This is a genomic window from Myxococcales bacterium, from assembly GCA_016717005.1.
GTDB lineage: Bacteria > Myxococcota_A > Polyangia > Haliangiales > Haliangiaceae > UBA2376.
Genome location: JADJUF010000014.1, coordinates 240,844 through 261,579 on the forward strand (window position 1 = coordinate 240,844; position 20,736 = coordinate 261,579).

Genomic DNA, 20,736 nt, shown 5'->3' on the forward strand with positions numbered 1-20,736 from the left:
ACCCACACCGTATATATACGGTCCATGCGGATCCTGGCCTTGCTCGTGGCGGCGGCGGCGTGCTCGTCGTCGTCCCCGCCGCCCTCGTCGCCGGCGACGCCGCTGCCGACGCCGCCCTCACCGGCGACGCCGACGACCTACCACGCCACGATCCGCTGGACCGAGCACGGCGTGCCCCACATCGTCGCCGCCGACGTCGGCGGCCTCGGCTTCGGCCAGGGCTACGCCCAGGCGCGGGCGCACCTGTGCGAGCTCGCCGACGGGTTCGTGCGGGTGCGGGGCGAGCGCGCCCGCTACCTCGGCCGCGGCCCCGACGACGCCCACGTCCAGAGCGACGTGGTCCACCTGCAGCTCGGCTACCTCGCCCGCGCCCGCGCGCGCTTGCCGTCGACGTCGGCCGAGACCCGGGCGATGGTCGCGGGCTTCGCCGCCGGCTACAACCTGGCGCTGGCGCGCACGGCCCCGGCCGAGCAGCCGCGCGCGTGCCAGGGCGCCGCGTGGCTGACGCCGATCACCGACGTCGACGTCGCGGCCTACCTGCTGTCGCTCCAGGAGCTGGCGTCGACCCGGTTCCTGGCCGGCGCGATCGCCGGCGCCCAGCCCGGCGCGCCGACCGCCGCCGCGCCGCTGCCGTCGACGCCGGCCGGGGCCTCCAACGCCTGGGGCCTCGGGGCCGACCGCACCGCCAGCGGCGGCGGCGTGCTGATCGGCAACCCGCACTTCCCGTGGCAGGGCGATCTGCTGTTCCACGAGGCCCACCTGACGATCCCCGGCGACCTCGACGTCTACGGCGCGGCGCTGATCGGCACGCCCGGCATCCAGATCGGCACGACGCCGCACCACGCCTGGAGCCACACGTTCTCGGCCTCGACCCACATGGTCGTCTACCGGCTGGCGCTGACCGCGACCAGCGCGCTGCGCTACCGCCACGGCGACGCCACGGTGCCGATCACCGCGAGCCAGCTCGCGATCGCGGTGCGCGGCGACGACGGCGAGATCACCGTCGAGCGCCACACCGCGTACAACAGCGCGGTCGGCCCGATGCTCGACCTGCCCGGCGCCGGCTGGGACGGCCCCGGCGGCTTCGCGTTCACGCTGCGCGACGTCGCCGGCGGCGGCGCGCTCGCGCTCGATCAGTACCTGGCGATGGCGCGGGCGCAGACGCGGGCCGAGTTCGAGGCCGCGCTGGCGCTGCACGGCACGCCGTTCGTCAACACCGTCTACGTCGACGGCGCCGGCGACGCGCTCTACGTCGACGGCTCGCGCGTGCCCGACCTGACCTCGGACGCGCTCGCGCGCTGGAACCTGACCCGCAAGCTCGTGCCCGCGGTCGAGGCGGCCTGGGCCCAGGGGCTGGTCATCGTCGACGGCAGCGATCCGTTGAACGACCTGGCCCAGGACGATCCCCACGCCCCCGGCGCCATCCCGTTCGCGCAGGTGCCGCGGGTGCTGCGCCGCGACTACGTGATGAACGCCAACGACAGCGCCCAGTTCACCAACCTGGCCGCGCCCGAGGCGATCGCGCCCCGGTCGCCGCTGTGGGGCGACGATCAGCCGTCGCCGCGGACGCTGGCCAACCTGGCCGAGCTGACGCTGCAGACCGGGGCCGCCGGCGCCGACGATCGGTTCACGCTCGACGAGGCCATCGGCGCGATGCTGTCGAACCGCTCGTTCGTCGCCGGGCGCCTGCGCGACGAGGTCGCCGCCGCCTGCGCCGCCGGGCCGACCCCGAAGAAGCGCGCGGCGGTCGATCCGCTGGCGCGGCCGTGCGCGACCCTGGCCGCGTGGGACGGGCGCTTCGCCGTCGACAGCCAGGGCGCGCTGCTGTGGCGCGCGGTCGTCGACGCGCTGACCAGCGGCGGGCCGATCCCGTGGGCCCAGCGGTTCGATCGCCAGGCGCCGCGGCTCACGCCCGACGGGCTCACCACCTCGACCGCCGACGTGCGCGCCGCCATCGCCGCGGGCGCCGCGCGCCTGACCAAGGACGGCGTCGACCTCGTGGCGCCGCTGGCGGCGCAGCAGCAGGCCACGACGTCGGCGGGCGCGGCGCCCGTGCCCGGCGGCCTCGAGCGCGACGGCGTCGCCAACGTGGTGTCGTGGAACTCGTTCGACGCCACCGCGCTGCCCCGCTCGAAGCCGGCCGTGACCTATCCGGTCAACTTCGGCTCGAGCTTCATCCTCGCGGTCGAGCTGACCCCGACCGCGCGCACCGTCAAGGCGTTGCTGACCTACGGCAACTCGAGCGATCCGGCCTCGCCGTGGTATCGAGATCAGCTGGCCGCGTTCGGACGTGGCGAGCTGCGCGCCGTCCCGCTCACCGACGCCGCCATCGCCGCCGACCCCGCCTATCGTCTCGAGGAGCTCGACCAGCCATGACCCTCCGCTCACGCCTCCGCGGCGCCGCCATCTCCACCTTCCTCGGCGCCGACGCCGCCCGCCACGGCCTCGCCGATCTCAAGCGCCGCGTCACCGGCGGCGCGCGCGCGGTCGACTTCTACTTCGACCTCGCCGATCCCGCCAGCTACCTCGCGGCCCAGGCCGCCCAGCGCCTCGCGGCCGCGTACCCGATGCCAATCCGCTTTCACCTGGTGTCGGGCCCGGCCGCCGACGTCGACCCGGCGCCGGCGCTGCGCCTGGCCTACGCCGTCAAGGACGCCCACGAGCTGACCGCGCGCGTCGACCTCGACTTCCCCGGCAAGAAGCCGGCCGAGCCGGCCATCCTCAAGCGCGCCCACCAGATCCTGCTCCGGCCCCGCCCCGACGCCGAGCAGCTCGCGGTGGCGCTCGAGGTCGCCAAGGCGGTCTGGACCAGCGATCCCAAGGAGGTGACCGCGCTCATGGGCCGCCACGGCAACGACGACCAGATGTCGGTCGCGCCGTTCCTGGCGACCGCGTACGGCAAGCTCCGCGCCGCCGGGTTCTACCAGGGCGCGTCGTTCAGCTACGGCGGCGAGTGGTACCTCGGGGTCGAGCGCCTGCCCTACCTCGAGGCCCGGCTCGCCGCCGACACCGGCGTCACCGCGCCGCCGGTGCTGACGCCCCGGTCGCCGGGCCCGCCGCAGCGGCTGGCGGTCGGCGCCGGGCGGCTGGTGCTCGAGGTCTGGTACTCGTTCCGGTCGCCGTACTCGTACCTGGCGATCGCGCAGCTCGGCGCGCTGGCCGCCGACCTCGACGTCGACCTGCGCCTGCGCCCCCTGCTGCCGCTGGTCGAGCGGGGCGCGCAGATGCCGAGCATGAAGAAGATGTACATCGCGCGCGACGCCCACCGCGAGGCCGCGCGCCTGGGCATCCCGTTCGGGCACATCGCCGATCCGCTCGGCGCCGGCGCCCGCAACGCGATCGCGATCCAGCGCGTCGCCACCGCCGCCGGCCGCGGCCTGGCGTTCGCCGAGTCGGCGATGCGCGGCATCTGGGCCGAGGCCCTCGACGTCGCCAGCTACGTCGATCTGCGCACGGTGGTCGAGCGCGCCGGGCTGTCGTGGGACGACGCGCGCGCGGCCCTGGCCGACGAGGCCTGGCAGACCGAGGTCGCCGACGCGGCGGCCGATCTCAACGCCGCCGGGCTGTGGGGCGTGCCGAGCTTCAAGGTCGGCGACTACGCGACCTGGGGCAACGATCGCCTCCCGCACGTCGCCGAGCGCATCCGCGGCCATCGGCGCGCGCTGGCCGAGGCGCCGCCGCCGCCGGCGTGACTCAGGGACAGCCCGGCGCGGGGCGCCCGTGGCTGAGCTCGACCAGCGTGTGGTAGCGCTGGATCATCGAGTCGCGCATCTGACCGGTCGAGCCGCGCACCGCCGACAGGTGCTCGATGAACTCGAGCTCGGTGTGGCCCTCGGGCGCGGCCTTCAGCATGATCGAGCCCTCGATCAGCGAGATGAAGTCCGAGCCGAACACCTTCTGGTAGCGGATGATCGCCAGCTCCGGCGCCTCGGGGGTGCCGGTGATCGTCCCGAACCGCCACAGCTCGTCCCAGGCGACGGTGATGATCTCGTCGACCTCGTAGTGGTACTTCCAGCCGTACTCGTACTGCGGCTCGACGCCGACCATCGCGCTGTGGCGGGTGGTGGCGCAGCTCGCGAGGTGCTCCGGATCCTTGGTCGCGGCCCACACCACGCCCGGCGGCGCGAACACCAGCCCGCGGCCGTGCACGATCTTGGGATCGCTCTCGGCGGTGTTGGTCAGGAGCTCCTCGACGCCGGCGCCGGCCTGGGCCACGGGCGCGGTGTTGTCCTCGAGGGGCTCGAGGCCGTCCGGAAACACGGTCGTGATGTCGTCCTGGCAGGCGGCCAGGAGCACGAGCATCACGGCGAAGCGCCTCATGACACCACTATTGCGCCGAAGCCCGGCGGGTGCAAGATCGAGGTCGGACCACCTGCCGTGGCCTGCGGACCTACCGCCCGCCGAGGTGACCAGCGGACCTACCGCCCGCGCGCGTCCGGTGCGACACTACGCCTGGCATGCGCGAACCGCGCCGCGATGAACCGTCGGAGACCTTCGGTTCCTACGTGCTCTTCGAGTGCCTGGGACGAGGCGGCATGGCGACGGTCCATCGCGCCAAGCAGACCGGCATCGAGGGCTTCGAGCGCCCGGTCGCGCTCAAGCGCATGCTGCCGTGGCTGACGAGCGACCCCGAGTTCGTCAAGTCGTTCGTGCGCGAGGCCCGGCTGGCGGCGCAGCTCCGCCACACCAACATCGCCCAGACCTACGACCTCGGGAAGGTCGACGGCGTCTACTTCATCGCGATGGAGATGATCGCCGGGCGCGACCTGCGCGAGATCCTCCGCCAGGCCCACAACACCGTCGGGCCGGTGCCGGTGCCGATCGCGATCCACGTGCTGTTCCAGATGTGCGACGCGCTCGACTACGCGCACAACTTCCGCGACGAGCAGGGCCGGGCCCTGGGGCTGGTCCACCGCGACATCTCGCCCGCCAACGTGATCGTCGGCGAGGACGGCTGCGCCAAGCTGGTCGACTTCGGCGTCGCCAAGGGCTCGACCGCGACCCTGGCCACGATGAGCGGCATGCTCAAGGGCAAGTTCGCGTACATGGCGCCCGAGATGCTGCAGGGCCAGGTCGACGCCCGCTGCGATCTGTTCGCGGTCGGCGTGGTCGCGTGGGAGCTGCTCACGGCCAAGCCGCTGTTCGCGGGCGGCGACGACATGGAGATCCTCCAGCGCGTCACCACCTGGGATCCGCCGCCGCCGTCGTCGGTCAACCCGATGGTGCCGCGCGAGCTCGACGCCTGGGTCCAGATGGCGCTGGCCAAGAACGCCGGGCGCCGGTTCCAGTCGGCGGCGCAGATGCGCGCCGGCCTCGAGCTGGTCGCGCGGGTGCCGTCGATGCGCGCGACCGGGCCCGACATCGCGGCGTGGATCGCGTGGGCGTTCCAGCAGAAGAAGGGCAACGTCGCCCCGGCGCCGGTGCCGATGTCGGCGGGCGTGTCGCTCGCGCAAGCGCACGATCCGAGCGGCGACTCGGTGGTCGTGACCGTCGAGCGCCCGCTGAGCCCGGCCCGCGCCGCGGCCGACAGCCGCCCGCCGACGGTGCGCGCGTCGCCGCAGTCGGTCGGCCTGCCGACGACGCCCCCGGGCATGGGCGCGGCCCAGACGCTGCTCGTCGACGACGCCGCGGTGCTCGCGTCGACGCCAGCGCCCGGCGCCAACGATCGCAAGGCGACCGCGATGTTCGGCTCGGGCGTCCCGGTGCGGCAGTCGAACCCGTCGATCCCGGTGGCGACGCCGGCGCGCGCCAGCGGCCCGGTCGCGGTGCCGTACCAGGCCAGCGGCCCGGTCGCGGTGCCGATGCCGCCGCAGCCGAGCAGCGCGGTCGCGGTGCCGCAGAGCGCGTTCGAGCGCGGGCGCTCGGCTAGCCACCCGCCGCCGACCTCGGGCGCCCACGCGACGATGATCGGCGCGGTCGCGCCGATCCCGGTGTCGTCGCCGTCGGGGCGGTACGGCTCGGCGACCGCGCCGCCGCCGATGATCTCCCCCAGCACCGTGCCGCCGCCGATGACGACGCCCCGGGCGATGCCGGCGCAGCCGGTCTACACCCCGCCGAGCGTCCCGGCGCAGCCCGGCTACACCCCGCAGGCGTACCCGGTGCAGCACCCGGCGCAGGGGCTCGCGGCCCAGGCTGGCGCGACGCCTGGCGCGCGGACCGTGGCGCTCGACGACCCGGCGGCCAGCGGCACCCCGGCGTGGGCCACCGCGCCGCGCGGCGAGCACCCGCTGCGCACGCCCGAGTACATGAACGCCGCGGCCGCGTACAGCAACAGCGAGCTCCCCCGCGGCACCCCCGCGCCGGCGATGAGCGGCCCCGGCGCCGCCCCCGGCCTGCCAGGCCCGCCCCGCAAGTCCCAGGTCGGGCTGGTGCTGGTGGTGGTGCTCGGGCTCGGCGCGGCCGTCGGCGGCTTCTTCCTGGTCCAGCACTTCCTGTAACCTGCGCCGCATGACCGAGTCGCTCGCCGACACCGTCACTGAACTCGAGATCCGCCTGGCCTACCAGGATCGCCTCGTGGCCGCGCTCGACGAGGTCGTGCGCGCCCTCCACGATCGGGTCGCGAACCTCGAGAAGGAGCTGCGCGAGCTGCGCGAGAGCACCCTCGCCGGCCCGATGATCGGCCCCGCCAACGAGCCGCCGCCGCACTATTGAGCTTCAGAGCATGAAGAAACGCATCGCCCTCATCTCCACCGGCGGCACGATCGAGAAGACCTACGACGAGCTGTCGGGGGTGCTCGCCAACCGGATCTCGGTCCTCGACGTCATGCTGGCGTCGCTCGAGCTGCGCGGCGTCGAGGTCCGGCGGGTCCAGCTGATGAACAAGGACAGCCTCGAGATGGTCCCCGAGGACCACACGCTGATCGCCGAGACCGCCGAGAGCATGGCCCGGGCCACCGACGGCGTGATCGTGGTCCACGGCACCGACCGCCTGCAGCACTCGGGCGAGAAGCTGGTCGAGCTGTTCGGCACGCCCCGGTCCCCGGTGGTGTTCACCGGCGCGATGCGCCCGTACGCGCTGCGCTCGACCGACGCGCTCCAGAACCTGACCGAGGCGCTGCTCGCGGTGCAGCTCCTGCCGCCCGGGGTCTACGTCTCGATGCACAACCAGGTGCTGGCGTTCCCGGGCGTCGTCAAGGATCGCCAGGCCGGCACGTTCACCAAGCTCGCCCCCGGGCCGTAGACCCCATCGGGGTCGGGATCGGGGTCCGGGCCCGGGTCGGGATCGGGATCGGTACCCGGATCGGGATCGGGATCGGGTCGGGACCCGGATCGGGATCGGATCAGGATCGGGATCGGGTACCCGGGTCGGGATCGAGGTCGGGATCCAAATCGGAATCGGGATCGGAATCGGGAGCCGGGATCGGGGTCGGGACCAGAGCCAAGATCGGGATCGGGATCGGGATCGCGTGGCGGTCTGGCGCTCGTGACGGTGCACCGGCGCGCGTGATATTTCCCCGACCATGACCGCCACCTCGATCCCGATCGTCGACGTCCATGACTGGCAGGGCGACGACGCGGCCCGGGCCCGGTTCGTGCGCGGGGTCGGCGAGTCGCTGGCGGACATCGGCTTCTTCGCGCTGGCCAACCACGGCGTCCCCGCCGAGGACACCCAGCTCGCCTACGACACCGCGCGCGAGTTCTTCGCGCTGCCGCCGGCCACGAAGGCCGCGTACCACCGCGCCGGCGCCAAGGGCCAGCGCGGCTACACCGGGTTCGGCACCGAGCACGCCAAGGACGCCCAGGCCGCCGACCTCAAGGAGTTCTGGCAGGTCGGCCGGGTCGACGTCCCCGACACGCACGAGGTCCACCAGCCGTTCGGCCCCAACCTGTGGCCCGACGACGACGTCGCCGGGTTCCGCCCGGTCATGACCGCGCTCTACCGCGCGCTCGACCAGCTCGGGCGCATCTGCCTCGAGGCCGCGGCGCTGTACCTCGACGAGCCGGCCTCGACCTTCGCGGCGATGGCCGACGACAGCGACACGATCGTGCGGGTGATCTACTACCCGCCGACGATCGACGCGCCGGCCGGGGCCGTGCGCTCGGCCGCCCACGAGGACATCAACCTGATCACGCTGCTGTCGGGCGCGACGTCCGAGGGCCTCGAGCTCCTGCGCCGCGACGGCACCTGGATGCCGGTCCACGTGTCGTTCGATCACATCGTCGTCGACTCGGGCGACATGCTGCAGAACGTGACCAACGGGCTCTACAAGTCGACCACCCACCGCGTCGTCAACCCGCGCGACGCCGCGAGCGATCGCTACTCGATGCCGTGCTTCATCCACCCGCGCAAGTCGGTCGATCTGACGCCGATGGCGTCGGCCGTCGCCCGCACCGGCGGCGCGGCCCGCTACCCCAGCCTCGACGCCGGGGCCTACCTGATCCAGCGCCTCGCCGAGATCGGGCTCGGGTGACGGCCGCCGCGACGACGTCGGACCGCGCGCGGACCGCGCCGGTGCGCTACCGTCGGCCCATGCGCTGCGCCCTCGGGCTCCTGGCTGCGATCGCCGTCCTCGGCGCGCCCGCGGGCGCCGCCCACGCCAACGGCCGGTTCCCGCGCTCGATCAAGGTGGTGTTCCAGCCAGGCCACCCCGAGACCGCGGTGCTCGGCATGACCTTCGGCGCGCTGGTGACCCACGACGACGGCGCGTCGTGGCGCTGGGCGTGCGAGAGCGCGATCGGGTTCGAGGGCACGTACGACCCCGACTACGAGCTGTCGGCGTCGGGCGCGATCTTCGCGACGACCTACCGCGGCCTGCGCGTCAACCGCGACGGCTGCGTGTGGGCGCCGCCGGCCGGCGCCGTCGGCTCGACCCAGGTCTCGGCGATCGCGATCGACCGCGACGGCGCGATCTGGGCCGGGACCTCCGACGCCACCCTCGGCAGCGCGATCTACAAGAGCGTCGACGACGGCGTCACGTTCACGCCGACCACGCTGGTCGGCGCGGACGGCGACTGGTGGAGCACGATCGAGGCGGCGCCCGGCGACGCCCAGCGGCTGGCGGTGACCGGGTACCGCATGGCCGCGGGCCAGCCGCGCGAGCGCGTGATCTTCCGCTCGCGCGACGGCGGCGGGACCTGGGACGAGCTGCCGACCACCGCGTTCACCACCACCGACGCCTCCGACCTGCGGCTCGAGGCCATCGCCGGCGACGACCCCGACCTGGTGTTCGTGCGCGTCACCAGCGCGGCCGCGACCTTGACCGAGGCGCTCTACCGCACCGCCGACTTCGGCACGAGCGCCGTCGGCGGCCCGACCTGGACCAAGGTGCTCGAGGTCAACGACCGCATCACCGGCGTGGTCGTGCGCGCCGGCGGCGAGGTGGTCGCGGCGACGCCGTCGTCGGGCCTGTTCCGCTCGACCGACGCCGGCCAGACCTTCGCGCCGATCGCCGGCGTCATGTTCGACGCCTGGTGCCTCGGCGAGCGCCCGGGCGGCCAGCTGTGGCTGTGCACCAACAACCTGCCGCCCGACGGCGCGACCTTGCACGTGTCGACCGCCGACGCGGCCGGCCCGTGGGCCCCGGCCCTGACCTTCGCCGAGATCGCCGGGCCGCTGCGGTGCCCCGCCGGCACGACCCAGCGCGCCGACTGCGAGGACCTCCTGTGGTGCGGCCTCAAGGAGAACCTCGGCATCACCTCGACCGAGCTCGCGTGCGGCGCGGTCGACGCCGGCATCGACGCGGCGTCCGACGGCGGCGGCGGCAAGAGCTGCTGCTCGACCGGCCGGGGCCCCGGCGCCGAGATCGCGCTGGTCGCGCTCGGGCTGCTGCTGCGCCGGCGCCGCCCGGGTCAGCGCGGCCGCGTGTCGAGGTAGGCGCGGCCGCGCTCCATCAGCGCGCGGAAGCCGGCCTCGTCGCCGGCGCGCACCACCGAGCGCAGCCGCTCGATCGCGTACAGCAGCGCCGACAGCGACTCGGTGCCGTAGTCGTTGAGGTGCTGGATCTCGAAGTACAGATCGGGGTTCTCGGCCGCGACCGCGCCCGCGACCCGGAGCTGGGCGTCGAACGTCGTCGACGACAACGTCGCCAGCCGGGGCGCGGCCTCGCCGCTCTCGGCCAGCGCGGTGAAGAACGCGATGTTGAGCGCGTGCGACAGGCCGAGCACGTACGCGATCAGCCGGTCGTGGCTCTCGAGATCCATCTCGACGACCGTGGCCATCGTCGACGCGAACAGCTCGCGCGCGACCGCGGTCGCGGCCGGATCGCCGACGTCGATGAAGATCACGTGGCGGCCGCTGAGCAGCTCGGTGTCGGGGCCGAACATCGGGTGGACCGAGGTGACGCGCCCGCCGGCCGCGGCCAGCGCCTTGAGGCCGGCCCGCAGCGGGCTCTTGAGCGAGCCGACGTCGAACACCACCCCCGGCGGCGGCGCCGCCGCCAGCTCGTGCAGGATCGCCGCGGTCGCCGGCATCGGCGCCGCGACGATGATGACCTCGTGGTCGAGCGTCAGCGTGCGCCAGTCGGCGACGCACGGGAAGCCGTCGACGGCGCCGGCCGGATCGGCGATGTCGACCGCGTAGCCCTGGGCCGCGAGGAACCGCGCGAACCAGCGGCCGATCCGCCCGGCGCCGCCGATCACCAGCACCCGCCGCCCGCCGCCGGTGCCGGTCCCGGTCGAGGCCACGCGATCGCGCTCCTGGGCGGTCAGCGACGCGCGGATCAACGTCAGCATCAGCTCCTCGCCCAGGGCCGGCGCCAGCCCCAGGCCCGCGGCCGCGGCCCGGGCCCGCTCGAGCACGTCGCGCTCCTGCCGGAAGTCGCGCACCGGCACGCCGGCGGCCTGCTTGATGCGCCCGATCTGCTGGGCCAGCTCCTGCCGCCGCGCCACCGCGATCAGCAGGTCGCGATCGATCGCCGCCAGCTCGGCCCGCAGCTCGTCGAGGCTCGTGGTCATGGCCGGCAGTGTACCCGCGCCACCGACCGGCCCGGCGCTAGTGCTCCGACCGGATGATTCTGAACCCGCCACACCGCCGATCCATCCCCATGGGCTTCGTTCCAACTCCTCGAGTTACAGGCAGTAGCCCTTCGTCGTTGCGCCTCGCCCTTGGGGCGCCTCGACGCCGTGGACGGATCACAATCACCCGGTCGGAGCACTAGTACCGCGCCACAGGGGAGATGATTGGTTGCGGGCGCCGTGGCGCGCCGAGCGCAAGGCGCAACGACGACGGGCTCCTCGTTGGAACTCGAGGAGTTGCAACGCAGCGATCGGCGATGGATCGGCGTCCTCAACCGATCAGATTCCCTGTGGCGAGGTACTACGACCGCGCGAACACCGGCGCGGTCGACGCGCCCCCGAGGCCGGCGACGGCCGCCAGCGCCGTCCGCGCCCGCCTCAGATCGACAGCTCGTCGCCCAGCACGTCGAGCGGGACCACCGGCAGCCCGTCGGCCACGCTCTCGAGCAGCCGCCGCAGATCGGCCCCGCGCAGCGGCAGCTCGGCGATCTCCTCGAGGGTCAGCCACGCGGCCTTGAGCGACTCGTCGTCGGCCACCGACTTGGGCGGCGTGTCGTCGCACGGGCTGGCGGCGAAGATCACCCGCACCCGCGAGGTCGCGCCGTTGGCGGCGTGCTCGATCCGGTAGATCCCGTCGAGCCGCACCGGGACGTCGGTCTCCTCGACGCACTCGCGGACCGCGGCCGCCGTCATGGTCTCGCCCGGCTCGACCCGCCCGCCCGGGATCGACCAGCTCGCGCCGTACTTGCGCTCCTGGGTCAGCAGGAACCGATGCCCCAGGCGCACCACCGCCAGAGCGAAGTACCAGGTCGGCGTGGGCGTCCGCGCCATGGTCGATCCGTGTATCGCAACCGAGCCGGCTTGGCCAGGGGTCAGGCTTGCCCAGCGCACCGGGCTGTGCGTCAATCCCGCCCGGTCAGGGACCTCACCTACGCCGGCTGGGCCGGCCCGATCGGAGTGCCACATGGTTTCTCGTACGAATGCTCTCGTCCTGGTCTGCGCCGGCGCCCTCGCCGCCTGCGGTGGTGGCGGCGACGACCAGGTGGTCGTGGTCGACGCCGCGATCGACGCCCCGATCGACGCCGCGATCGACGCCGCGCCGCCGGTGTGCGCGCCGCCCAACATGATGTGCGGCACCGACTGCGTCAACGTCACCAGCAGCGAGGCGTTCTGCGGTGACTGCATGACCGCGTGCAGCGGCGGCCAGGTGTGCACGAACAGCGCGTGCGGCTGCGCGGCCGGGCTCACGATCCCGGCCAGCCCGACGTTCTTCATGCCCCAGATCAACGCCGGCCTGCTGCCGGGCGCGACGCTCGGGATCGGTCCGTACCTCGGCGCGACGATCGACCTGCTCGTGGTCGGCCGGGTCACCGCCGACGTCGCCGTGAACACGCCGAACACGCTCAGCGGGGCCAACCTCGGCACGCCGCCGTTCGCCGCGTTCGGCTACGACATCGACACTGCCTCGATGCTGCCGGCCGCGGCCTACTACGCGACCGCCGGCACGCTGACGTTCACCAAGATCTGCCTCGAGGACACCGCCACCGGCCAGCAGCCCGGGTTCTCCGGCACGCTCACCGCGGCCACGTTCAGCGCGGTCGACAGCATCACGAACCCGGTCCTGGTACCGGGCGGCTGCACCTTCAGCGTGCCCGGCACGGTCACGTTCACGTTCGGCGACGTCAGCTGCCAGTGACGTAGGCCGCGGCGCCCTCGCCGCCGGCGTCGGGCGCGCACCCCGCCCACCGTCCGCGTCGGGCGCGGCACCGGGGGGTACGTCGCCCAGCGCGAGCTCGGCGACGCGCGCCCGCCGTCGGGACCGGTCGCGCGGACTGCGTAGGCTCGCCCCGCGCCAGGTCGGCGCCCCGCCGTGGCGGTCGCGCTGACAGCCCAGGCGGGTCGCCCGCGCGAGGTCGGCGACGCGCGCCCGCCGTGGGCCGCGGTCGCGGCCGCACAGGGCGCCTCGCCCGGCGCGAGGTCGGCGGTGTGCGCGCGCCGCTCGGGCCTCGCCTGGTCCCCGTCCCGCCTCCGTCGTGCGATCGAGCGGCGCAGCGCGCCACCGTCGCGGATCACGTCGCGGATCAGTCGTCGAACGGAGAGATCATGACGGCCTTCTTCGCGCCCTTGGCGATGATGGCCTTGTCGTAGTACTCGCCGGCCGGGATGCCGCTGTTGGTCGCGGTCTTGAGCTCCTCGTCGACCAGGGCCTTGAACGAGGCCAGGTCGCCGGCCTTGGCCGGCTTGCCGTTGATGAAGAACGACGGCGTGCCGCCGACGCCGAACTGCTGCAGGGTGCGACCGCTCTGCTGCATCCAGGCCTGGCACTCGGGGCCGTTCATGTCGGTCTTGAACTGCTCGACGTTGAGGCCGAGCTCGGTCGCGTGCTGCGCGATCGCCTCGGGGGTGGCCTGGTCGCGGTTGGCGTTGCCCGGGCCCTGCGGCCAGATCTTGCCCCACAGCGCCTTCTGCATCTCGCCCTGCTTGCCCTGCTTGCCGGCCGCGCACATCGCGAGGCCCGCGGGCGCCGCCGGGGCGCCGTGGATGAGCATGTACTTCGAGACGATGCGCACGTCGTTCGGGTACGCCGCCAGGAGCTGCTCCATGGTCGGGGCGATCATCGCGCAGTACGGGCACAGGAACTCGTAGGCCTCGACGATCGTGACCTTCGCGTCCTTGGCGCCGATCACGGGATCGTTGGGCTCGATCGGCACCGCGTAGGTCTGGTTGGTGTCGAGCTCGGGCGGGACCGCCTGCTTGAGGAAGGCCGAGATCTTGTCGAGCTTCTTCTCCAGGCGCGCGATGCGGGCCTCGGCGTCGCCGCTGACCGGGCCGCTGACCGGGCCGCGGGCCGCGGCGCCTTGCGGCCGGGCACCGTTGTTCCAGGCCGGATCTTTCTTGTCTTGCTGGCAGCCGAGGAGCAGAGCCGCGGCGGTGATCGAGAGGAGGACCTTGCGCATGGCGGGCATACTACACTTGTCGTTTCGCTTGTCGAGCCGATCCGAACCCGGCCCGGGTGGTTAGTCGCTGTCAGGACCGCGACCAGGTCCCGGCAGAACAGGGGCGCCGCTCGTGCGTATTCCCGGCATGCCCTCGCGCCTGGTCCTCGCCGCCGCGGTCGCGGTCGCCGTCGTCGCCGCCGCCCTCGGCCTCGCCGCCGCGCGCCCCGGCGTGCCGCTGCCCCGCTCGCTCAAGGAGATCCGCTTCGTCGACGGCGAGGCCTGCTGGAAGGTGGCCGGCGACGCCGGGTGCAACGGTTTCGGTTGCTGGAAGAACGGCGGGGGCTGCAACACCTTCGGCTGCTGGAACGGCCCGCGCGGCAGCTGCAGCGTCCACGGCTGCACCGACGTCGGCGCGTGCTCGGTCCACGGCTGCCCGAGCGGCCGGGTCCGCGCCCGGACCGTGTGCGTCCCCGAGGACGAGCTGCCGGCCGTGCTCGGCTACGACCCCGACGGCCCCGGGGGCTGCAACGTCCACGGCTGCTGGGACGCGGGCGGCGGCTGCAACGTCCACGGCTGCTGGCGCCACCTCGGCGGCTGCAACGTCCACGGCTGCTGGGACAGCCCGGTCGGCGCCTGCAACGTCCACGGCTGCTCGGACCGCGGGGTGTGCTCGGTCCACGGCTGCCCGTGACCGCGCGCACGGCGCCGCGCGGCGATCGCGCCAGCGGGCCGGGGCGAGGAACCGATGATACGCTGCGCGCGTGGTCCGCATCGCGCTCGCTTGCTCTGTGATCTTCGCCGCCGCGTGCGGCTCGTCGTCAGCCCCGGTCGCGGCGCCGGATCCCGGCGGCGGCGGGAGCGGGACCGACTCCGGGCCGCTCGGCGCGGCCCCGCCCGAGGTGGTGGCCAACCCGGGCGAGCAGATGATCTACCGGATCAGCCTGCACGGCCTCGACGTGGCCGAGTTCACCGTGACCGTCGGCGCGATGGCGCAGCTCGACGGGCAGACCACCATCCCGGTCCAGACCCACGCGGTCAGCTCGCCGCTGCTCACGTTGTTCCACAAGGTCGACGACACCCTCGCGACCTGGATCGATCCCGCGACCGGCAAGCCGGTGGCGTTCCAGGCCAAGGAGATGGCCTCGGCCAAGAGCGACGCGGTCGAGGAGACCGACGTCCGCTACGCGCCCGGCAAGTTCCTGGTGAAGGTGCTGCGCGACGGCCAGCCGGTCGACGCCGAGCAGGTGGTCCTGCACGAGGTCTACGACGTGCCGTCGATGCTGGTGTTCGTGCGCGGCTGGGACGCCGACATCGGCACCCGCACCACCGTCGACGTGATGCGCAGCCGCACGGCCTGGCGGGTCGACTTCGTCATCGCCGCCCACGAGGGCGTCACCACCTCGATCGGCGACCTGCAGGCGGTCCGCTACGACGGCGAGGGCGTCCGGATCCTGCGCGACGGCAGCGTCGACCCGGCCTCGGATCGGCGCCGGTTCTCGATGTGGATCTCCGACGACGCCGACCGGGTGCCGGTGCGCCTGGTCGCGCACACCGACTACGGCGACATCCGCATGGAGCTGGTCGACTATCGCGCGGAGTAACGCCACGGCTGACCTGGGCCGAAAAGATGCGCGGGCGGCCCCGGCGTGGCACCACCCGACCATGGGCCGCGCGCGCACCTCGTTCGCCACCTCGCTCGTCGTCGCCGCCGCCTGCGGCAGCCACGGCGCGACGCCGCCGCCGACGCCGACCGAGCCGCGGGCGCTCCACCCGGCCGCGGGCGGGGCCGCGACGACCGACGCGCCCGACGCGCCGGCCGCGCCCGCACCGCCGCCGCGCCTGGCGGCCGCGCCGCGCCTGGATCTCGATGCCAACCGCCCGCGCTGGCACGTCTACCAGCGCGGCCTGGTGATCCCGATCGCTGGCGAGGGCCTGCGCAAGTACGACCTCACGTACCGATCCCCGTGGAGCGCGGCCCGCGGCGCCGGCGACGACGCGTACCGGACCGCCCGCGGCAAGGCCGCGCTGACGTTCCCGTGGACCGAGCCCACCGCCGCCGGCGAGGTGATCGTCCGCGGCCGCGGGCTGACCAAGGCCCGGCTCGCGCTCGACGGCCGCCGCCTCACGCCGACCTCCGCCGCCGACACCGGCGCCGTGTTCGCGCTGCCCGCCGCCGGGCTCGGCCCCGGGGAGCACGTCGTCACCGTCGAGGGCAGCGGCGCCCGCTGGCACAGCCTCGAGATCGCGCCGGCCGACACGACGCCGTGCCCCGCGCCCGACACCTGGCGCCGGATCGCGCTCTACACCGAGCTGCCGCGCGGCGCGCACCTGGCGGGCGCGACGACCGACGCCGGGCCGATCCAGGTCACCGTCACCGACGAGGCCGGCGCGACCACCGAGGTCTACGCCGGCCCCGCCGCCGGCCTGGCGACGCCGGTCGCGCTGCCCGCGGCGCCCGATCGCGTGGTCCGGCTCGACCTCACCGCCGACGTCGGCTGCGCCCGCTGGGACGGCCTGGCGATCGGCGTGGTCGCGCCGCCCGCGCCGCCGGCGCCGCCGCCGCCCGTCGACAACGTCGTGCTGGTCGTCGTCGACACCCTGCGCGCCGATCGCCTGACCGCCTACGGCGCCACCCGGGTCGAGACCCCGCGCCTGACCGAGGCCGCCGAGCGCGGCGCGGTGTTCCTGCGCAACCAATCGATGGCGCCGTCGTCGCCCCCGTCCCACGCCACGATCCACACCGGCCAGATCCCGCGGGTCCACGGCATCGCCGGCGACGACGGCACGCTCGCCGCCGACGCGCCGTTCCTGGCGGCGATCCTGACCGCGGCCGGGTTCTCGACCCACTACGTCGGCAACAACGACTTCGCGATGAGCCGGTTCAAGCAGGTCGGCCGCTGGGCCAGCTTCGAGACGCCGTACTACGCCCACGGCAAGGACTGCGCGCCGATCGTCGCCCAGGCGCTCGCCCACGCCACCGCCGCCCACGCCGCCGGCCGCCGGTTCTTCGTGTCGCTCTTGCCGATCGAGCCTCACGTCGCCTACCGCTTCCACGAGGGCGTGACCGAGCGCTACTGGCCCGGGCCGTGGCCGCGCCCGTTCGCGAAGCGGGTGACCGGCGCCCACCTCGGGCGCATCAAGTCGATGCGGCTGACCGCCGACGACTGGCAGCGCCTGCGCGCGCTCTACGACGGCGAGGTCACGCACTTCGATCAGTGCTTCGGCGCGCTCGAGGACGGCCTGCGCACCGCCGGCCTGCTCGAGCGCACCGCGGTCATCGTCGCGTCGGATCACGGCGAGGGCCAGGGCGAGCGCGGCGGCCGCGCCGGCCACGCCTACAGCCTCAACCGCGAGCTCGTGGCGACGCCGCTGATCGTGATCGGCGGGGTCGCGCCCGGCCGGGTCGCCACGCCGACGTCGAACCTCGATCTGGCCCCGACCGTGCTCGCGCTCCTGGGCCTGCCGGCCGATCCGCGCATGCAGGGCCAGAGCCTGGTGCCGCTCACCGGCGGCGCCACCGCGCTGCCGACGATCGTCGCGAGCGAGTACGGCCGGAGCTACGCGCTGCGGGCCGGGCGCTGGCACCTCGTCGTCGACTACGACGGCACGCAGCACCTCTACGACGTCGCGGCCGACGCCGACGAGGACCACGACCGCGCCGCCGACGCCCCGCTCGCGCTGCGCTACCTGCGCGACGCCGCGGGGCTGTACCTGGCCCACCGCGCCGCCTGGCACGCCGTCACCTGGGGCACGCTGGCGGCCCTGGCCCCGGGCAACCCGCTGGCCGCGGCCGCGCTACCATCGGCGCGATGACCGATCCGGCCGACGACGCGGCCGCGCGCAAGCGCGATCGCCGCCTGGCGCTGGCCCGCGCCTTCGCGGACAACGTCCCCCACAACCACGCGCTCGGCATCGTGATCGAGGCCATGGGCGATCGCACCGCGCGCTTCCGCCTGCCGTACCGGGCCGACCTCGTCGGCAACCCGGTGACCGGCGTCCTCCACGGCGGCGCGATCACCGCGCTGGTCGACGCGTGCAGCGGCGCGGCGGTGTTCGCGTCGCTGGCGCAGCTGCAGCCGATCGCCACGCTCGACCTGCGCATCGACTACCTGCGCCCGGCCGAGCCCGGGCGCGACGTCCTGGCCGAGGCCACCTGCCACCACATGAGCAAGAACGTCGCGTTCGTGCGGGCGCTGGCGTTCCACGCCGAGGGCGAGACGCCGATCGCGACCGGCGCCGGCACCTTCATGATCGCGACCAAGCTCGGGACCGTGGCGCCGCGCGGCGGTGGCGCGTGACCACGCTGGCGTTCATCGAGGCCGCGCGCGCCGCCGGCGATCCCGCGCCGCTCCTGGCCGCGATCCCGTACGCGCAGTTCCTGGGCCTGACCGCGCGGCTCGACGGCGACGAGCTGATCACGACGATGCGCTACGCGCCGCACCTGATCGGCAACCCGGCGCTGCCGGCGCTGCACGGCGGCACCCTCGGGGCGCTGCTCGAGTCGGCGGCGGTGTTCTCGCTCCTGTGGGCGGCCGAGACCGCGCTCCTGCCCAAGACGATCACGATCACCGTCGACTACCTGCGCTCGGCGGGCCCCCGCGACACCAGCGCCCGCGGCATCGTCACCCGCCTGGGCCGGCGCGTGGCCGCGGTCCGGGTCGAGGCCTGGCAGGACGATCGCGCGCAGCTGGTGGCGACCGCCACCGCGCACTTCCTGATCAAGCGCGAGGCGTGACGGCCGCCGCGCGCGGGCGGCCGACCGACCCCCCGCGACGCGCCCCCGGGCACAACCCGCTGGAGCTCAGCCGACCTTGTGCTCGATCTCGGGCGCGGTCGCGAAGAACTTGTTGCGCGCGGGGTCGTTCCAGGGCTTGTAGTCGATCTCCCAGGGCACCACGCGCGCGGTGCCGGCCCCGACGTGGATCGTCGCCGCCATCGGCGTGACCGAGCGGTAGCTCGAGGTGTCGGGCAGATCGTCGTTGTCGGCGCCGCCGGCCGAGAACAGGTTGAGCAGCGTGATCGGGTTGCCGGGGTAGACCTCGCGGAAGCCCTCGTCGATCTTCTCGTGGCCGCGCACCAGCATCGTGCAGCCGAGCCGGCGCATGAACTTCTCGAACTGCAGCCGGCCGAACGGGAACCGCGCGTTCGCGGCCTGGAGATCGTCGGGGATGTAGTCGGTCGACGACGGGTCGCTCCAGAGCATCTGGAACCGCAGCTCGGGGTCGTTGAGCGACGCCAGATCCGAGAAGCGATCGTCGATCGCCTGATCGCGCGGGATGCCGGCGTGGACGAACATCGTGCGGTCGAAGAGCAGCACGTTGGGCAGCTCATCGAAGAAGTGCATGTAGGCCTCGAACATCTCGCCGGGCATGTGGCCGACGAGCGTGTTGATCGCCTCGGCCGGCTTGACCCCGCCGTAGATGCGGCCCTTGTACTCGATGTAGTACTCGTGGTTGCCGCGCAGCATGTAGACGTGGTCGGGCGCGGCCAGGAACATCTGCATGACCGTGCGCAGGATCCCATTGTACGAGAACCGGCCGCGATCGATGTAGTCGCCGAGCAGGACCAGCTTGGGGTTGGGCCGGGTCGGGTCCTTCTTCCAGGCGTCGACCTTGGCGAAGAAGTCGGCCTGCATCAGCGCGCCCTTGAGGCACGAGTAGCAGCCGTGGAGATCGCCGAGCACCGTCAGCTCGAACCGCTCGCCGTCGCCGACCGGGTGCACGTAGGTGTGGCCGTCGAGGAACGGCGCCTGCCCGGCCAGGTCCGCGACCGACTGGGCGTGGATCAGCTTGCCGGCGCCGGCGGCCCGCTGCTCGGCCAGCTTGGCGGTGACGTTGCGCATGAGCCGGAGGTCGGCGTCGGACTGGCGCCGCAGCGTCTCGGGATCGGCCGAGTAGTGCTGCTCGAACTTCTGGAAGAACGGGTGGTCCTCGAGCCGGGACGCGATCGCCAGCGGCAGATCGATCTCGACCAGCGGCGCGAGCTCGGTCGGCTCGTCGTCGGTCTCCACCGAGGGCCGGGCCGGGGCGTGGACCCGCACCGGCGCGTGCAACAGCGCCTCGAGCTCGTCGCGGAACTTGGCCTCGGCCGGGTGGACGCTGCCGTCGGCGTAGATCAGGTCGTCGATCGTCGACAGCAGCTCGGCCCGGTTGGCGGGCTCGAACGTGTGGAAGATCTCGTAGCAGCGCAGCTTGAGCTTGGCGTAGACGAACTCTTCGGGCCGCTCGGCGTCGGCGACCGCCTCCTCGAACAGCGCCCGCACCTGGGCGTCGATCTGCTCGAACACCTCGTGGAAGTGCGCGACGAAGCGGTTCGTGACCTCGGTCCGCTCGGCGGCGGTCGCGGTCGGCATCGACGCCTTGGCGCGCGCCGCGACCAGCTGGCGGATGTAGATCTTGACGAACGTCTTCTCGGTCTGATCGAAGTCGCCGTCGATGTACCCGAACGCCGTCAGGTAGAAGATGATGGCGTTCATCTGCTGCTCGGCGACGTCGGGATCGGTGCTGAACTGGAGCATCACTGGGTCCGCCCCGCGGAGCTTGCCGCTGCGGCTGGCGCGATGCAACCCCCGGCGCCGGACCGCGCAGGCGCCCGCCGCCTGCGATATGCTCTGGGCCCGTGCCCCGCGCCCGATCCGCCGCCCCACCCCTCGCGGCCCTTGCCTTGCTCGCCGCCCCCGCCGCCGCCGACCCGCCCCGGCGGATCGAGGTCGGGGGGTTCCTCGGCCTCGACTACTTCGGCGACGACATCGAGCTCGGCAACTCCTGGGCGTCCGAGCAGGTGCCCGGCACCGCGATCCTCCTCGGCGGACGGGTCGGGTTCATCGCGTTGCCCGATCTGTTGC

At 73.8% G+C, this 20,736-nt stretch carries 18 protein-coding genes; 13 read left to right on the forward strand and 5 right to left on the reverse strand.

Features of this window, described 5'->3' with window-relative positions:
• The first annotated feature begins 24 nt into the window (after positions 1-24).
• Both IPL61_15060 and IPL61_15065 read left to right on the forward strand, forming a co-directional pair.
• Positions 25-2,376: a penicillin acylase family protein gene (locus IPL61_15060; protein ID MBK9032607.1), complete on the forward strand. Its 2,352-nt coding sequence runs from the start codon at positions 25-27 to the stop codon at positions 2,374-2,376.
• Positions 2,373-3,692, forward strand: coding sequence for a DsbA family protein (locus IPL61_15065; GenBank protein MBK9032608.1), 1,320 nt, complete (start codon positions 2,373-2,375; stop codon positions 3,690-3,692). The genes IPL61_15060 and IPL61_15065 overlap by 4 nt, the downstream gene beginning before the upstream one ends.
• A gap of 1 nt (position 3,693) precedes the next feature.
• Here IPL61_15065 and IPL61_15070 read toward each other — a convergent pair whose 3' ends face one another.
• Positions 3,694-4,320 carry a hypothetical protein gene (locus IPL61_15070; protein MBK9032609.1) on the reverse strand — a complete coding sequence of 209 codons (627 nt, stop codon included), beginning with the start codon at positions 4,318-4,320 and terminating at the stop codon, positions 3,694-3,696.
• A gap of 137 nt (positions 4,321-4,457) precedes the next feature.
• Between IPL61_15070 and IPL61_15075 the strand changes: the two genes are divergently transcribed.
• The 5 genes from IPL61_15075 to IPL61_15095 all read left to right on the forward strand — a co-directional run bounded on the left by IPL61_15075 (position 4,458) and on the right by IPL61_15095 (position 9,814).
• Positions 4,458-6,437 carry a protein kinase gene (locus IPL61_15075; protein ID MBK9032610.1) on the forward strand — a complete coding sequence of 660 codons (1,980 nt, stop codon included), beginning with the start codon at positions 4,458-4,460 and terminating at the stop codon, positions 6,435-6,437.
• Positions 6,438-6,447: 10 nt separating this feature from the next.
• Complete coding sequence (locus IPL61_15080; GenBank protein MBK9032611.1) at positions 6,448-6,651, forward strand: SlyX family protein; 204 nt, start codon at positions 6,448-6,450, stop codon at positions 6,649-6,651.
• A gap of 10 nt (positions 6,652-6,661) precedes the next feature.
• On the forward strand, positions 6,662-7,180 hold the full coding sequence (locus tag IPL61_15085) for an asparaginase (protein ID MBK9032612.1): 519 nt from the start codon (positions 6,662-6,664) through the stop codon (positions 7,178-7,180).
• A gap of 280 nt (positions 7,181-7,460) precedes the next feature.
• Positions 7,461-8,411, forward strand: coding sequence for an isopenicillin N synthase family oxygenase (locus IPL61_15090; GenBank protein ID MBK9032613.1), 951 nt, complete (start codon positions 7,461-7,463; stop codon positions 8,409-8,411).
• 59 nt (positions 8,412-8,470) lie between these two features.
• Positions 8,471-9,814, forward strand: a complete 1,344-nt coding sequence (locus IPL61_15095) for a hypothetical protein (protein ID MBK9032614.1) — start codon at positions 8,471-8,473, stop codon at positions 9,812-9,814.
• On the opposite strand, the gene IPL61_15100 is transcribed toward IPL61_15095, so the two are convergent.
• Positions 9,790-10,893 carry a prephenate dehydrogenase/arogenate dehydrogenase family protein gene (locus IPL61_15100; GenBank protein MBK9032615.1) on the reverse strand — a complete coding sequence of 368 codons (1,104 nt, stop codon included), beginning with the start codon at positions 10,891-10,893 and terminating at the stop codon, positions 9,790-9,792. The two genes, IPL61_15095 and IPL61_15100, sit on opposite strands and share 25 nt — an antisense overlap.
• 438 nt (positions 10,894-11,331) lie before the next feature.
• Positions 11,332-11,784, reverse strand: coding sequence for an NUDIX hydrolase (locus IPL61_15105; GenBank protein MBK9032616.1), 453 nt, complete (start codon positions 11,782-11,784; stop codon positions 11,332-11,334).
• Between the two features lie 133 nt (positions 11,785-11,917).
• Between IPL61_15105 and IPL61_15110 the strand changes: the two genes are divergently transcribed.
• Positions 11,918-12,649 carry a hypothetical protein gene (locus tag IPL61_15110; protein ID MBK9032617.1) on the forward strand — a complete coding sequence of 244 codons (732 nt, stop codon included), beginning with the start codon at positions 11,918-11,920 and terminating at the stop codon, positions 12,647-12,649.
• Between the two features lie 385 nt (positions 12,650-13,034).
• On the opposite strand, the gene IPL61_15115 is transcribed toward IPL61_15110, so the two are convergent.
• A complete protein-coding gene (locus IPL61_15115) occupies positions 13,035-13,910 on the reverse strand; it encodes a thioredoxin domain-containing protein (GenBank protein MBK9032618.1) in 876 nt (291 codons plus the stop codon).
• Between the two features lie 127 nt (positions 13,911-14,037).
• Here IPL61_15115 and IPL61_15120 point away from each other — a divergent pair, with 127 nt between their 5' ends.
• From IPL61_15120 to IPL61_15140, 5 genes are all read left to right on the forward strand, one after another.
• Positions 14,038-14,583 (forward strand): hypothetical protein, encoded by a 546-nt coding sequence (locus IPL61_15120; GenBank protein MBK9032619.1) that lies wholly within the window; start codon positions 14,038-14,040, stop codon positions 14,581-14,583.
• 70 nt (positions 14,584-14,653) lie between these two features.
• Entirely contained in the window at positions 14,654-15,493 is an 840-nt protein-coding gene (locus IPL61_15125; GenBank protein ID MBK9032620.1) for a DUF3108 domain-containing protein, read from the forward strand.
• 61 nt (positions 15,494-15,554) lie between these two features.
• Positions 15,555-17,705, forward strand: coding sequence for a sulfatase-like hydrolase/transferase (locus tag IPL61_15130; protein MBK9032621.1), 2,151 nt, complete (start codon positions 15,555-15,557; stop codon positions 17,703-17,705).
• Positions 17,702-18,190: a PaaI family thioesterase gene (locus IPL61_15135; protein ID MBK9032622.1), complete on the forward strand. Its 489-nt coding sequence runs from the start codon at positions 17,702-17,704 to the stop codon at positions 18,188-18,190. Before IPL61_15130 ends, IPL61_15135 begins: the two co-directional genes overlap by 4 nt.
• Positions 18,191-18,315: 125 nt before the next feature.
• Positions 18,316-18,627, forward strand: a complete 312-nt coding sequence (locus IPL61_15140) for a PaaI family thioesterase (protein ID MBK9032623.1) — start codon at positions 18,316-18,318, stop codon at positions 18,625-18,627.
• Positions 18,628-18,693: 66 nt separating this feature from the next.
• Here the strand turns inward: IPL61_15140 and IPL61_15145 are convergent, their stop codons facing one another.
• Positions 18,694-20,409, reverse strand: coding sequence for a metallophosphoesterase (locus IPL61_15145; GenBank protein MBK9032624.1), 1,716 nt, complete (start codon positions 20,407-20,409; stop codon positions 18,694-18,696).
• Between the last annotated feature and the right edge of the window lie 327 nt (positions 20,410-20,736).